Source organism: Mycobacterium sp. NPDC051804, from assembly GCF_044452905.1.
Classification (GTDB): Bacteria; Actinomycetota; Actinomycetes; order Mycobacteriales; family Mycobacteriaceae; genus Mycobacterium.
Genome location: NZ_JBITCD010000006.1, coordinates 239,487 through 253,003 on the forward strand (window position 1 = coordinate 239,487; position 13,517 = coordinate 253,003).

15 protein-coding genes are annotated in these 13,517 nt (G+C 66.6%); 5 read left to right on the forward strand and 10 right to left on the reverse strand.

The annotated features are described in order from the left end of the window. Nucleotides 1-64 precede the first annotated feature (64 nt). The gene (locus tag ACIA48_RS24025; protein ID WP_396737445.1) at nt 65-1,438 is read left to right on the forward strand and encodes a cation:dicarboxylate symporter family transporter; all 1,374 of its coding nucleotides are present in this window, start codon (nt 65-67) and stop codon (nt 1,436-1,438) included. A 158-nt stretch (nt 1,439-1,596) separates the two neighbouring features. Beyond that, nucleotides 1,597-1,893: a hypothetical protein gene (locus ACIA48_RS24030; protein ID WP_396737448.1), complete on the forward strand. Its 297-nt coding sequence runs from the start codon at nt 1,597-1,599 to the stop codon at nt 1,891-1,893. Nucleotides 1,894-1,898: 5 nt separating this feature from the next. Here the strand turns inward: ACIA48_RS24030 and ACIA48_RS24035 are convergent, their stop codons facing one another. The 5 genes from ACIA48_RS24035 to ACIA48_RS24055 form a co-directional block, all read right to left on the reverse strand. Continuing rightward, on the reverse strand, nt 1,899-2,207 hold the full coding sequence (locus ACIA48_RS24035; RefSeq protein ID WP_396737451.1) for a hypothetical protein: 309 nt from the start codon (nt 2,205-2,207) through the stop codon (nt 1,899-1,901). A 17-nt stretch (nt 2,208-2,224) separates the two neighbouring features. Then, nucleotides 2,225-3,415: a lipid-transfer protein gene (locus ACIA48_RS24040; RefSeq protein WP_396737453.1), complete on the reverse strand. Its 1,191-nt coding sequence runs from the start codon at nt 3,413-3,415 to the stop codon at nt 2,225-2,227. Nucleotides 3,416-3,516: 101 nt separating this feature from the next. Continuing rightward, the gene (locus tag ACIA48_RS24045) at nt 3,517-3,858 is read right to left on the reverse strand and encodes a DUF732 domain-containing protein (RefSeq protein WP_396737456.1); all 342 of its coding nucleotides are present in this window, start codon (nt 3,856-3,858) and stop codon (nt 3,517-3,519) included. Between the two features lie 219 nt (nt 3,859-4,077). Beyond that, nucleotides 4,078-5,838: a serine/threonine-protein kinase gene (locus ACIA48_RS24050; protein ID WP_396737459.1), complete on the reverse strand. Its 1,761-nt coding sequence runs from the start codon at nt 5,836-5,838 to the stop codon at nt 4,078-4,080. 50 nt (nt 5,839-5,888) lie between these two features. Continuing rightward, the gene (locus tag ACIA48_RS24055; protein ID WP_396737462.1) at nt 5,889-7,028 is read right to left on the reverse strand and encodes a BTAD domain-containing putative transcriptional regulator; all 1,140 of its coding nucleotides are present in this window, start codon (nt 7,026-7,028) and stop codon (nt 5,889-5,891) included. 154 nt (nt 7,029-7,182) lie between these two features. On the opposite strand from ACIA48_RS24055, the gene ACIA48_RS24060 reads away from it, so the two are divergent. Together ACIA48_RS24060 and ACIA48_RS24065 are read left to right on the forward strand one after the other, a co-directional pair. Next, entirely contained in the window at nt 7,183-8,232 is a 1,050-nt protein-coding gene (locus ACIA48_RS24060) for a dihydrodipicolinate reductase (protein WP_396737464.1), read from the forward strand. 104 nt (nt 8,233-8,336) lie between these two features. Next, entirely contained in the window at nt 8,337-8,525 is a 189-nt protein-coding gene (locus ACIA48_RS24065; RefSeq protein WP_396737467.1) for a hypothetical protein, read from the forward strand. Nucleotide 8,526: 1 nt separating this feature from the next. Here ACIA48_RS24065 and ACIA48_RS24070 read toward each other — a convergent pair whose 3' ends face one another. Genes ACIA48_RS24070 through ACIA48_RS24080 form a run of 3 tightly spaced genes read right to left on the reverse strand, consistent with a single transcriptional unit; the run spans nt 8,527 to nt 11,046 of the window. After that, nucleotides 8,527-9,273: an SDR family NAD(P)-dependent oxidoreductase gene (locus ACIA48_RS24070; RefSeq protein WP_396737468.1), complete on the reverse strand. Its 747-nt coding sequence runs from the start codon at nt 9,271-9,273 to the stop codon at nt 8,527-8,529. Next, on the reverse strand, nt 9,270-10,313 hold the full coding sequence (locus ACIA48_RS24075) for a zinc-binding dehydrogenase (RefSeq protein ID WP_396737471.1): 1,044 nt from the start codon (nt 10,311-10,313) through the stop codon (nt 9,270-9,272). Before ACIA48_RS24075 ends, ACIA48_RS24070 begins: the two co-directional genes overlap by 4 nt. Nucleotides 10,314-10,320: 7 nt before the next feature. Then, entirely contained in the window at nt 10,321-11,046 is a 726-nt protein-coding gene (locus tag ACIA48_RS24080; protein WP_396737474.1) for an HAD family acid phosphatase, read from the reverse strand. 52 nt (nt 11,047-11,098) lie between these two features. Here ACIA48_RS24080 and ACIA48_RS24085 point away from each other — a divergent pair, with 52 nt between their 5' ends. After that, a complete protein-coding gene (locus tag ACIA48_RS24085; RefSeq protein WP_396737477.1) occupies nt 11,099-11,950 on the forward strand; it encodes a patatin-like phospholipase family protein in 852 nt (283 codons plus the stop codon). A gap of 11 nt (nt 11,951-11,961) precedes the next feature. Here the strand turns inward: ACIA48_RS24085 and ACIA48_RS24090 are convergent, their stop codons facing one another. Then, the gene (locus tag ACIA48_RS24090; protein ID WP_396737480.1) at nt 11,962-12,927 is read right to left on the reverse strand and encodes a patatin-like phospholipase family protein; all 966 of its coding nucleotides are present in this window, start codon (nt 12,925-12,927) and stop codon (nt 11,962-11,964) included. Nucleotides 12,928-12,942: 15 nt separating this feature from the next. After that, nucleotides 12,943-13,395 (reverse strand): lipoprotein LpqV, encoded by a 453-nt coding sequence (gene lpqV, locus ACIA48_RS24095; protein ID WP_396737483.1) that lies wholly within the window; start codon nt 13,393-13,395, stop codon nt 12,943-12,945. Nucleotides 13,396-13,517: the final 122 nt, after the last annotated feature.

The following is a 13,517-nucleotide window of genomic DNA, read 5'->3' on the forward strand; positions in this document are numbered from 1 at the left end:
GTGACCTGGCTCACGCCCTCCTTGACGCTACCTACAGATCACTTTCGTCGACCTGGAGGAAGCAATGGCCATCCTTGACCGTCAGCCATCGGCAGCGCAGCCGCCGGACAAACCGCGCCGCGACCGCACCCATTGGCTGTACATCGCCGTCATCGTCGCGGTGTTCGCGGGCGTCGCCGTCGGCATCCTGGCGCCAGGGGTGGGCAAGAGCGTCGGCGTATTGGGCACCATGTTCGTCGACCTGATCAAGATGATGATCGCACCGGTCATCTTCTGCACGATCGTGCTGGGCATCGGCTCGGTACGCAAAGCCGCGACCGTTGGCAAGGTCGGTGGCCTGGCGTTCGTGTACTTCCTCGTCATGTCCACCTTCGCGCTCGCCATCGGCCTGGTGGTCGGCAACCTCCTGCATCCCGGCACCGGCATGCACCTCACCGAGACTGCCGCGGGCAAGGGCGCCGAACTGGCCGAAACCGCCCACGAGGCAGGCGGTCTCATGGACTTCGTCCACGGCATCATTCCGGAGACGCTGTTCTCGTCGCTGACCGCGGGCAGCGTCCTGCAGGCGCTGTTCGTCGCACTGCTCGTCGGGTTCGCGCTGCAGGCCATGGGCACGACGGGTGAGCCGATCCTGCGCGGCATCGAGTACCTGCAGAAGCTGGTGTTCAAGGTCCTCGTGATGATCCTGTGGCTGGCCCCGATCGGCGCCTTCGGCGCGATCGCCAACGTCGTCGGGCAGACCGGCTGGACCGCGGTGACCCAACTGCTCGGCCTGATGCTCGGCTTCTACGTGACCTGCCTGGTGTTCGTCTTCGGTGTGCTCGGCACGATCCTGCGCGTCGTTTCCGGGGTGTCGATCTTCAAGCTAGTGCGCTACCTGGCGCGCGAGTACCTGCTGATCGTGTCGACCTCGTCGTCGGAGTCCGCACTGCCGCGCCTGATTGCCAAGATGGAGCACCTGGGCGTCGATCGCAGCACCGTCGGTGTCGTCGTGCCGACCGGTTACTCGTTCAACCTGGACGGCACCGCGATCTACCTGACCATGGCGTCGCTGTTCATTGCCGGTGCGATGGGTGACCCGCTGTCGCTGCCCGAGCAGATCGGCCTGCTGGTGTTCATGATCGTCGCGTCCAAGGGCGCCGCCGGTGTCACCGGTGCGGGCCTGGCCACACTGGCCGGCGGCCTGCAGAGCCACCGCCCGGACCTGCTCGACGGCGTCGGTCTGATCGTCGGTATCGACCGGTTCATGTCCGAGGCCCGCGCGGTGACCAACTTCTCCGGCAACGCCGTCGCGACGATCCTCGTCGGCTCGTGGACGAAGACCATCGACAAGGACCGGGTGAACTCCGTCCTGCGCGGTGAGGATCCGTTCGACGAGTTGACGATGGTCGACGACGATCACGCCACCCGCGAGGAGCGCGTACCCGTCACCGCCTAGCCAATTGAATGAAAGACCCGGCCGAAACCCCCCGCGGCCGGGTCTTTCGCTTTTCCCAGAAACGTTTTCGAAATTGCTTTGAACCTCATCCGCGGGTGCCCCGTCGTACCGCGTGAAGGCCACCGGGGCCTACACGAAAGACGAAGGGAGGCGCGGATATGCGCCCCATACTTTTGATCCAGGCCGGAATTGCCGCGGCGGCGTGCGGATTGATCCTCGCCCCCGCAGCCATCTCGTCAGCCCAGGAGTCGGCTCAGCTGACGATCTCGACGCTCGAGGCGCAGGGATTCGACGTGAAGGTCAACCGGATCGGCAGCGCACCGCTCAACCAGTGCGTCGTCACCGACATCCGAAATGCCAGGGAACGAACCGAATTGGTGCGTCGTGGCGATGACCTGATCGAGGTTGTCAAACAGCGCAACATCACCGTCACCGCCGATTGCTCGCGGCGATGAGCCGATCAGCGCCGCGAGCAGTCCAGCGACACCGAGATCGGCTGGCTGATGACCTGCGGGAACAGCACGCCGTCGTTGTCGCCTCCGAGGAGCGGCACCAACTGCGTGAACTGCTGAGGATTGCGGACGCTCGTCACCACACACTGCGACAGCGGCGCGGTGCCGATTTTGTCGATGGTGACGTTGTAGCCCTTGTCCTGCAAGTCCTGGATCGTCTCCTGCGCTGATTTACCCTCGTCGGCCGACGCGATGCCGGCCGACGCCAGCCCGCACACACCGAGTGCACCCGCGGCGAGGATCAATGTTGCCCGCACCGGCCAAGTATCCCCCATCAACGCTCGGCGCGCTGGTAAGCGGTCACAACTGCCGCACCGCCCAGGCCGATGTTGTGTTGCAGTGCGGCGCTGACGTTGTCCACCTGACGCTTGTCAGCCGTGCCGCGCAGCTGCCACGTCAGCTCGGCGCACTGCGCCAGGCCCGTCGCACCGAGCGGATGCCCCTTGGAGATCAGGCCACCGGACGGGTTGACGACCCAGCGCCCGCCGTATGTGGTGTCGTTGTTGTCGATCAGTTTCGGCGCCTCGCCCTCACCGCAGAGTCCCAGCGCCTCATACAACAGCAGCTCATTGGCCGAGAAGCAGTCGTGCAGCTCGATCACCTGGAAATCTTCAGCGCCGAGACCCGACTGGTCGTAAACCTGCTGTGCAGCTTGAACATTCATGTCGTAGCCGATGACGTTGCGGGCGCTGCCGTCGAACGTGGAATCAAAGTCGGTGGTCATCGCCTGGCCGACGATCTCGACGGCCTGCCCCGCCAGCCCGTGCTTGTCAACGAAGGCCTCGCTGGCCAGGATCGCCGCGGCCGAACCGTCGGACGTCGGCGAGCACTGCAGCTTGGTCACCGGATCGGAAATCATCTTCGCGGCCAGGATGTCCTCGAGGGTGTACTCCTCCTGGAACTGCGCGTACGGATTGTTGACCGAGTGCTTGTGGTTCTTGTAGCCGATCTTCGCGAAATGCTCTGCGGTGGTGCCGTATTGGCGCATGTGCTCACGGCCGGCGGCGGCGAACATCCACGGTGCGACCGGGAAGGCGAACTCGTCGATCTCGGCAAGCGCCTTGATGTGACGGCCGAGGGGTGACTCGCGGTCCTCGGCGCCGCCCTGCAGCGCACCGGGCTGCATCTTCTCGAAGCCCAGCGCGATCGTGCAGTCGGCCAGTCCGCCGCGAATCGTCTGCGCGGCAAGGAACAACGCGGTCGAACCCGTCGAACAGTTGTTGTTCACGTTGACGATCGGGATGCCCGTCATACCGAGTTCATAGAGGGCGCGGTTGCCCGATGTCGAGTCGCCCGAGCAGTACCCGACGTAGCCCTGCTGCACCTCGGTGAAGTCGATGCCGGCGTCCTCGAGTGCCTTGGTGCCCGACTCGCGGGCCATGTCCGGATAGTCCCAGCCCTCGCGGCGACCTGGCTTTTCGAACTTCGTCATTCCGACACCGACGACGAAAACTTTGTTTGGCATGCGACGACAGAAACATACGGCGGGGAAACTGTCTAGCCCGCCTATCGGAAAGGGGTGCGGGGACCCCGCCGCCGCAGCGGGGTCCCCGCGGGGGGAGGGGTCTAGACGAAGAGGCCGACGTGCTCGGGGCAGAAGTTGTCGACCGCGGAAGTCACGAAAGTCGCGACCTGATCGGTGGTCAGGTCCGTCTGGTCCAGGATCTCCATGCCGAGGTCGACGGGGTCCGCGCCGTCGTCGAACGCGACACAGACGTCGTGGCCGAGGGAGATCGCGGTTTTCGGGGTGTCGTAGGCGATGCCTTCGGCGCTGATGTCGGACAGGAAGTTGTCGTCCGCCGAACTCAATGCGGACGCGGTGCCCGCGGCGGCGAATGCGGCCAGCCCCAGCGCACTCGCGACGACCGCGGTGCCTGCGAGCTTGGTGACTCCGTTGCGAGTGAACATGGAAACTCCTGATGTCGATTCGGTCCGGTTGTTTCCGGGTCGACATCAGATTCGGCCAGCGCCCTTGGCGGATCCTTGCCAGATTCTTGGGGGCTAAGTCGCAAGGGTGCGCAGGTACCTCAAGGACTCACTTTTTGCAGGCCTCTACTCGAACTTCGTCTGCGAAACGTTGCTCTGTGGGACGGGTGAGGACGCCGAAATCGTACGGGCGTCAGTGGGTCAGGCGAACTTCAGCCACCAATTGTGCAGATCGTCCATGTTCGGGCCCTGCGCATCGCCGATCAGCAGGTTCGAGTTGAAGGTCCAGGTGATGTCCTGGTTGCCGTTAAAGACACCGCAGGCGATACGGCCCTCGACCTTGTCGGGCGTTTCGGTGAAATGCCACGTCGTCGGAGACGGCGCATTGTTGTTGCCCGGGCATGAGAACAGCTCGGAGTTCGCGCCCATCGAATCGTCGAAGGCCCTGTCGAGTGCCGCCTGATCGGCGAACAGCGAGTAGCGGGCGTTCTCGGGGCCACCCGCCGGGGAGGCCTTTCCGCAGTCCACCGTGGCCAGCGCGCCGGTGGCCGGTGGGCTGGCCGGCTCGCACACGCCCGCGTCGTAGCCGCGCGGCAAAATCGACATGAGCTTCGAGTTGAACGAGTCCGGATTCTCGGTCGGCGTCGGCGTCCGCGACGTCCTGGTCCGTTCGGTAGTAGACGACGCCGCAGTGGGCGTGTCGTCAGGGTCGGGAATCGGTTTGTCGTCCCCCGATCGCGTGCCCAGGAAGATGCCCACACCTCCGAGGATCAACACCAACACGGCACCCGCGGCCGCGATCGGAATCCACGGGACCTTCGAGCCTCCTGACGGCGGCTGCTGCGGTGGGCCCGGCGTCTGGTGTAGCGGTCCGGACGGTGGCGGCGGGGACGTCGCCCACATTGGCCCGCTCGGAGGTCCACCCGTCGGCGGGGGACCGGTGTGGAACGCCGCGGGCTGCGGGCCGGACGGAGGCGGCGGTGTCTGCGTCGAGTAGGGCGGTGGTGGCGGCTGCGGTGGTTGCGACGCGTACATCCGCGGCTGCGACGGCGGCGGTGGCGGTGGCACCGGCCTGGTCGCCGCCTCGCTGCGCTGCAGGATTGTGGCCGCCTGGTCCTGTTCGCGATGGGTGAGCGCATCGGTCGCCGCAGTCGCCAGATCGCCGGCGCTGGCGTAGCGATCCTCGGGCTTCTTCGCCATCCCGCGGCCGATCACCTCGTCGAACTTCGGCGGGATTCCGGGCCGCTGCACACTCGGGCGCGGTGTCGGGTTCATCAGGTGCGCGGTGATGATCGTCCCGACGCTGTCGCCGGAGTACGGCTGCGCCCCGGTCAGGCATTCGTGCAACACGCACGCGAGCGCGTACACGTCGGCGCGGTAGGTGACGTCGTCACTGGTGAAACGCTCCGGCGCCATGTACGCGTAGGTGCCGACCGCGGTACCCAGCTGGGTCAGCTTCTCGTCGGTGACGGCGTTGGCGATGCCGAAGTCGACCAGGTAGGCGAAGTCCTCACGGTTGAGGATGATGTTCTCGGGTTTGACGTCGCGGTGGGTGATCCCCGCTTCGTGCGCGGCGTCGAGCGCCGAGGCGATCTGACGCACGATCGCCACCGACCGTGCCGGTGTCATCGGTCCGTAGCCCTTCAGGACCTTGCGCAGATCGGTGCCGTCGATCATGCGCATATCGACGAACAGGAAGCCGTCGACCTCGCCGTAATCGTGAATCGGCACGACGTGCGGCTCCTGCAGTCGGCCGGCGGCGTGCGCCTCGCGCTGCAACCGCTTGCGGAACACCGGATCGGTCGACGCCGACTCCGGCAGCAGCTTCAGCGCGACGATGCGATCCTTGACCGTGTCCTCGGCTTCGTAGACCTCGCCCATGCCGCCCTTGCCCAGCAGACGGCGCAATTTGTAGGGGCCGATCTGGGAACCAACGCGTGACCCCTGCTCGGAATCGCTCATCGGTCTTCTCCTCAGGGTGTTTTGCCGGGCAAAGACACCCTAAATCCTCACTAGGCCGGGCGCGGCTCGATCTCGAACGTGAACTCGTGATCGCAGATACGGATTGCGTCGCCGTCGCCGAGGGTCGCGGTGCCCCGAATCCGCTCTCCGCGCACGTCGATGCCGTTGGCCGAGCGCAGATCGGTGATCACGAAGCTCGTACCTGTGTCGATGATCACGGCGTGGTGGCGGCTGACATTGTTGTCGTCGAGCACGATGTCGTTGTCGGACAGCCGCCCGATCCTGGTGGCCGTCGCCGTCAGCCGGTAGCCATACCCGCTCGCCGAGCGAAGGGTCGCCAGTGCCGCCGTCGCGTTGACCGCCGTCCGCATGTCGATGTCGTTGACCTGGTGCACGGCTGTCGTCTTCGCGGCCTGCTTCACGTCCAGCGGCTCCTGCCGAAGGATCTTCTCGTGCAGCGTGCGCACTGTCGGTCCGGGGTCGATGCCCAGGTCCTCGGCCAGCGTGGTCTTCAGCCGCTGGTAGGCGTCCAGCGCCTCGGACTGGCGTTCGGCGGCATAGAACGCGGTGATCAGCTGCGCCCACAGCGGTTCGCGGTACGGATACTCGACCGTGAGGCTTTCCAGCTCGGCGATGACGGCATAGGCACGCCCGCAAGCGATTTCGGCTCCTGCCCGCGCGGTGTGCGCCTCCACCTTGTCCTCGGTGAGCGCGGTGGCGAACACGTCGACGAACTGGAAGGCGCGCAGGTCGTCGAGGACGGGTCCACGCCATTCGGCCAGCGCGTCGGTGAGGTGCCTGCTGGCCTCTTCGAAGCGACTGGCCGCCGCGGCGTGCACACCGGCCGCCTTCTCGACCACGAATCGGCCGATGTCGCAGTCGGCGTCGGCGGCGGTGAGTCGATAGCCCGGCGGCGCGTTGACCAACACCTGCTTCGGGTCCGCTCCCGCAGTGCTGATCAGCTTGCGCAGATTGGAGATGTAGGAGTGCAGGCTGGCGCTGGCGGCCGCGGGCGGCCCTTCCTCCCACGCTGCAGTGATCAGAGAATCGGTGGACACCGGCCGGTTCCGGTTCATCACCAGCAGGGCGAGCACCGCGCGTAGCTTCGGCGTGCCGAGCGTCACCGGCGCACCGTCGACCGTCATCTGAAGCGGTCCCAGTACGCCGAACCCGATCTTGATCGAACCCATTACGGAAGTTCTATCGCGAACCGGCGCGACGCGCACACATGATGCGCAATCGGGGCGGATGCGCCCGCTCGTGCCTTCCTCGAGCAGATCGCCGCGCACGAAGTCGCCGTCGTGTAGACCTTGGTAGAACGTGTTCTAGTTATGAGGAGGCGGTATGGCGCTGAAGGTCGTGCAGTGGGCGACAGGAGGCGTTGGAGTCGCCGCCATCAAGGGCGTGCTGGAGCACCCCGAGCTCGAACTCACCGGCTGCTGGGTGCACTCGGCTGATAAGGCCGGCAAGGACGTCGGCGAGCTCATCGGAGCAGAGCCCCTTGGCGTCGCCGCGACCAACAACGTCGACGAGATCCTCGCGCTCGACGCCGACGCCGTCATCTATTCACCGTTGCTGCCCAACCCCGACGAGGTCGCCGCCCTGCTGCGGTCCGGGAAGAACGTGGTGACCCCGGTTGGTTGGGTCTATCCCAGTGAGCGGCAGTCCGCGGCCCTTCGCGATGCTGCGATCGAGGGCAACGCCACGCTGCACGGCACCGGCATCGCGCCCGGCGGTATCAGCGAGAAGTTCCCGCTGCTGTTCTCGGCTTTCTCGACGGGCGTGACTTTCGTTCGGGCCGAGGAGTATTCGGACCTGCGCACCTATGAGGCGCCTGATGTGGTCCGCCATGTGATGGGCTTCGGCGAAGTGCCAGACAAGGCTCTTAGCGGACCCATGCAAAAGCTACTCGACGGTGGTTTCATCCAGGCGGTGCGGATGATCGTCGACAAGGCGGGCTTCAACGCCGACCCGAAGGTGCGCTCGTCGCAGGAGATCGCCGTCGCCACCGCGCCCATCGAGTCGCCGATCGGCGTGATCGAACCGGGCCAGGTCGCGGGTCGAAAGTTTCACTGGGAGGCGCTGGTTGGCGACGAGGTCGTCGTCCGCGTCACCGTGAACTGGCTCATGGGCGAGGAAAAGATGGATCCCCCATGGACATTCGGCCCCGAAGGGCAGCGCTACGAGATGGAGGTGCGCGGTAATCCCGACGTCTCGATCTCGGTGAAGGGCTTCCAGTCCGCGGTCGGTACTGAGGGACCCGAGTACGGAATCGTGGGCACCGCGGCGCATTGCGTGAACTCGGTCCCCGCGGTGTGCGCGGCCGAACCCGGTATCGCCACCTACCTCGATCTGCCGCTCATCAGCGGCAAGGCGGCCCCGCATCTGAGCTAGTCGCGCGGCGGATGCCGCGAAAAGTGTCCCGTCCAGCCGACGTACGCGCTCCTACCTGTAGCAGGTGACCCGAACGGGTTACTCACCTACTGAAGGAGCACGTCGTGTCACACGACATAACTCGAGCATCGACGGTGGTTTTCAACGCCGCGATCGTCGGTATCGCCGGTGCCGCTATCGCACTCGGCGTCTACGCACTCGGAGACGGGCTGCCCACGTACATTTCGACACCGCTTCCGGCTACGGCGCCGCCGGGAAGCGTCACGCAGACATTCACGCCCGCACCCGGCTGAGCTAGTCGCGCGGCAGGATACCGCCGTCGAGCGTGATGACCTTGTTGGTCAGATATCCGTTGCGCAGCATGGCAATTGCCATGTCCGCGACCTCGTCGGGGCGTCCGATGCGACCGACCGGAATCGGGATCGGGGGAGTGCCGGTCTCCAGGTCCGCGGGGAACATCTTCGTCTCGCCCACCAGTGCGGGGGCCAGGCTGTTGACCGTCACCCCATCGGCCGCCACCCGCGGCGCGAGGTGATGCATGAGACCGTGCAGACCCGCCTTGCTCGTCGCGTAGTGCGCACCGACGACGCCGCCGGTGAACGCGGCGACCGAGGAGATGAACAGGATGCGGCCGAACTTTCGCTCGACCATGCCCGGCAGCACCTGCTGGACCAACAGCCAGGGCGCCGTGAGGTTCACCGCCAGGGTGGTGTTCCACGAGTCGTGATCGATGTCGGGCCACCGCTTGAAGTCCGCCCGGCCCGCGTTGGGGACGAGCAGGTCGACCGGGCCGAGTTCGTCGACCGCGTGCGCGACGAGCGCGGCAGGCGCCTCAGGGTCAGACAGATCGGCGGCGACGACGGCGACCCGCCGCCCCTGCGCGCGGGCGTAGGCCGCTGCCTCTTCGGCATCGTCGGCGTGCCGACCATAGGACAGGCACAGGTCGGCGCCCTCGTCGGCGAGCCTTCGCGCGATCGCCTTTCCGATGCCACCGGACGCGCCGGTCAGCACCGCGACCCGGCCCGTCAGGTCACCGGTCACGGCTGGACCAGGATGCGGATCGGGTTGCCTTCCTGGCGGTCGAGCCTCTCGATGCCCACCTCGATGTCCTCGAGCGAGACGACGTCGCTGATCGAGCGTGAAATGTCCAGCCGCCCACGAGATACCAGTGTGGCCAGCGTTTCGATGTCGACATTCTGGTAGCCGAGGTGGCCCAGTGCCTGCTTCTGCGTGAGTGCGAACATGGTCGTCGTTCCAACGCACGCCGACTCTGCGCTCATTCCAACCGCGACGACACGACCGCCGACCGTCAGGTTGTCGAGCGCCTGACCGAATGTCGACTGGAGCCCCACCGCGTCGAACGCGACATCGAGGCCGCGGCCTCCGGTGGCGTCGGCGATCTTCTCGGCCAGCCGGTCGTCGCGGGCGTCGAACGCGTAGTCGGCGCCGAGTTCGGTCGCGCGCGCCAGCACCTCGGGCTTGATGTCGACGGCGATCACCGGAACGGCGCCGACCAGCCGTGCCAGCTGCACGATGTGAGTCCCGACCCCGCCAACGCCCCATACGCCGACCGATTCGCCGATGCCGACCTTGCCAGTGCGTACGACGGCGCCGAACGGCGTGGATACGGCGTCGGCCAGGATCGCCGCCTGCTCGAGCGGGACGTTGTCCGGTACCCGGGTCAGGCCGGCGGCCTGCGCGACGGTGTACTCGGCCCACGCGCCGTCGTAGGCGAACGCCATCAGCGCAATGGCCAGGCAATTCACCACATCGCCGCGGCGGCAGTTCGCGCACTGGGTACACGGCCTGCCCGCGGCTAGGACCACGCGGTCGCCCTCCGCCCACCCGGTGACGTCCGCGCCGAGTTTGGCGATCGTTCCCGACGCCTCGTGGCCCTGCGTGACCACCGGGAGCATCGCCGGGAACGTGCCGTTGATCAGGCTGAGGTCCGAATGGCAGATGCCGCAGAACGCCACTTTGACCAGAACCTCGCCCGGTCCGGGCTCAGGAATCGGAACATCCTCCACGGCAATACTTTTGGTTTCGGCGTAGAAGCGCTGCGCCCTCATCGTGTCGGCCATGTCGCTCCTAGGGGATGCGGTAGAAGGGATTCGGCAGTAGGTACGTCTGCTGTGCGAAGCCGCCGGCCAGATCCGACGGCTGATCCCCGATGTTGGCGATGATCGTGTAGCCCTGGGCCTCGATCTGTGCCCGCTGCGGGGCTTTGAAGTCCGCGGCGGAAACGTAGTGTGAGCCAGTCGGTTCCATGATCAGTTGCTCATAACCGGTGTAACCGACGGCCTGCAGATTCTGTTCGGTCGCGGCGCGCCACGACTCTTGCCTGCCGGTGATGAAGAAGACCGTGGCACCACGCTGTTTGGCGGCCGTGAACACGTCCATCGTCGGCGGAATCACCGTCGACTCCGCGAGCTGGCCGAACGCCTGCAACCCGCACGGCCCATGCGGCAGATCGTCACACGGGCCGTTGTAGACGCGACCGAAATCGTTGGCCTTGATGACTTCCCAGTTTGACAGCGCGGTCTCGTCGATGTCGAAAACCACCGCCGGTCGGGCGACGCGCGGTGCCTGCTCGTTGATCCACGCCACCGCGGGCGCCGCGGCCTGCTGCAAATTCGTCAAGTAGGCGCCGCTGTCGTAGTACGCAGTGGCATCGCGTTTCAGGTCGCCGACATTGGCGGGCTGAATCGGCGACGGGATGATCGGCGCCGGCGGCGCGGGCGGCTGCGCACCGGCGACTGGACTGCCCGCGAGAACCAGCGCTGTTACAGCTGCGACCAGGACACCGCGGACCATGGCCAGACCTTAGCCGCCGCATCTATTCGGCCGCCTGGCAGACTCACTTCCCGTGACGAAACGAGCACTGGTGCTTGCCGGCGGCGGGCTGGCGGGTATCGCGTGGGAGATCGGAATCCTGCGCGGTATCGCCGACGCATCGCCCGCGACAGCCGAGTCGCTGCGAAATTCGGACGTCCTGGTCGGCACGTCAGCGGGATCGGCCGTGGCCGCGCAACTCATCAGCGAACTCAGTCTCGACACGCTGTTCGAGCAGCAACTAGAAACGTCGACGACCGAGCTGAACCCGAACGTCGGCATCGAGGAGATCACCGAACTGTTCCTGACGGCCGTGACGCAGCCTGGCTCCAAAGAGGAGAAGCTCACGAGGATCGGTGCCGTCGCGCTCTCGACGGACACCGTGCCGGAGATCGTCCGGCGCCAGGTGATCGAGCGCCGGCTACCCGAGCACGAGTGGCCCGAGCGTGACTTGCGCATCAGCGCAATCGACACCGCCACAGGTGAATTGCTATCGCTCGATCGCAATTCCGGTGTGAATCTGGTCGACGCCGTGGCCGCCAGCTGCGCGGTGCCCGGCGTCTGGCCACCCGTCACAATCGGCGGTAAACGCTTTATGGACGGCGGCGTCGGCAGCACCGTCAACCTCGAGCTGGCCGCCGACTGCGATGTGTTGGTCACGCTGCTGCCGCAAGGCCGGACGTCGCCGTCACCGTTCGGCGACGGTGCGGTCGCCGAGGTCGACACTTTTCCCGGATCGGTCTATGCGGTTTTCGCCGACGACGAGTCGCTGGCGGCGTTCGGTCCCAACCCACTCGACCCGGCGTGCCGCGCGCCGTCCGCGGTGGCGGGACGTGAGCAGGGCAGGTTGGTGGCGGGGGAGGTCGCGACCTTCCTCAACCGCTGAAGGCCGCTGAATCAGGCTTTCGCCGAGACGGTTTGGGGCTTCTCCAGCCCGTCGAGCACCGCGGCGGTGAGTTCGCGACCGATGCCGATGACCTCTGCCGCACGGTGGAATTCGAGACTGCGGCATGCGGTCCGTGGCACCTCGATCAACACGTCGGGCGGGTAGGCCGCGAGCGTATGGCGGGCCAGCGCGGCCTGCGCGATGTCGATTGTCCGGTTCATCACCTCGAAGCTGCCAAGTCTTGGCACCGAGACCTCTTTCGACGCGTCGATGAGTTTGTCCTCGTTTTCGTCGGCCTGGCCGGTGTCGGACTGGCCGGTGTCGGACTGGCCGGCGTCGAACAGCGCGGTCGTGCTGCGCCACATTCGGCCCAGCCATTCCGTGGTCGCGCTGGGCCCGTCGTCCTCGGGCTCGTCGCCGCCCGCCTCGCTGCCGGACAGGCTCACCGCGATCGTCAGATCGGCGTTGACGGCCGATATCGGCGCCATCGGCAGCGGATCGAGGATGCCGCCGTCGGCCAGCAGCCGCCCGTCGAGCACGTGCGGCACGATCACGCCGGGGATCGCGATCGAGGCCCGGATCGCGGCGTCGACCGGCCCGCGTTGCAGCCACACCGACTTCCCCGTCAGCAGGTCGGTGCTGACCGCCGTGTACGGGATCGGCAGCTCGTCGATCGTGACCTCGCCGAGGATGTCGCGGACCGCGTCGAGGATCTTCTCCGCGCGCAGCACCCCGGCGGCGGTGATCTTCGGATCGAGTAGGCGCAGGATCGCGCGCTGGGTCAGCGACTTCGCCCATTCGGCGAAATCGTCGAGCTTGCCCGCGGCCTGCAGGCCGCCGACGAGGGCACCCATCGAGGATCCCGCGATACCGACGATTTCGAAGCCACGCTCGCGCAGCTCGTCGATCACCCCGATGTGGGCGTAACCGCGCGCTCCTCCACTGCCGAGGGCGAGGGCCACGCGCTTGCCGGCCATGGGATCATTCTGCGCTTATCCACAGAGGGCATCGGCAGCGGCCTGCGCTGCCACGATCACCGCGGCCTGGCGTTCTGGCGGGAGCGCAGACCAGGGCGTTCCGAAGGTTCCGGGGCCAGGGGCGGCGTCGGCGCTCTGCACGCTCTTGAGGTACGGCTCGAGCTGCGACTTCGGGTCTCCGCCCTGCCGGCCCATCCATTCGCGCGCGGCCAGGCACGCCTGGAAGTACTCGTCCTCGGTGGAGTCCGCGGGGGCGCCGATGGCGGTGGTGACGCCGCCGGGGGACACCGCGACCTCGCCGGGCGCCGCGGTCGGGGTCTCGGAAGGCTCCGAGGCGGTGGTCGCCGTCGTTTCGGGAGCTGACGTGGCCGGTTCGCCGTCATTCCCGGACGAGCACCCGGTGGCGACTGTCGTGCCGACGATCACGAGTGTCACCGCGTTGGCGGCCCGACGGGTGTACCTGCGCATTCAGCCAATCTATGCAATGGCTGCGTCGCCGCTGTTGGCGCCCATCTACTTCGGATCACCGTGAGTCTTGGATCCTGCGCTGCAGATGGCCGCCTGACCAGGTTGTTGACCATAGCGTTAAC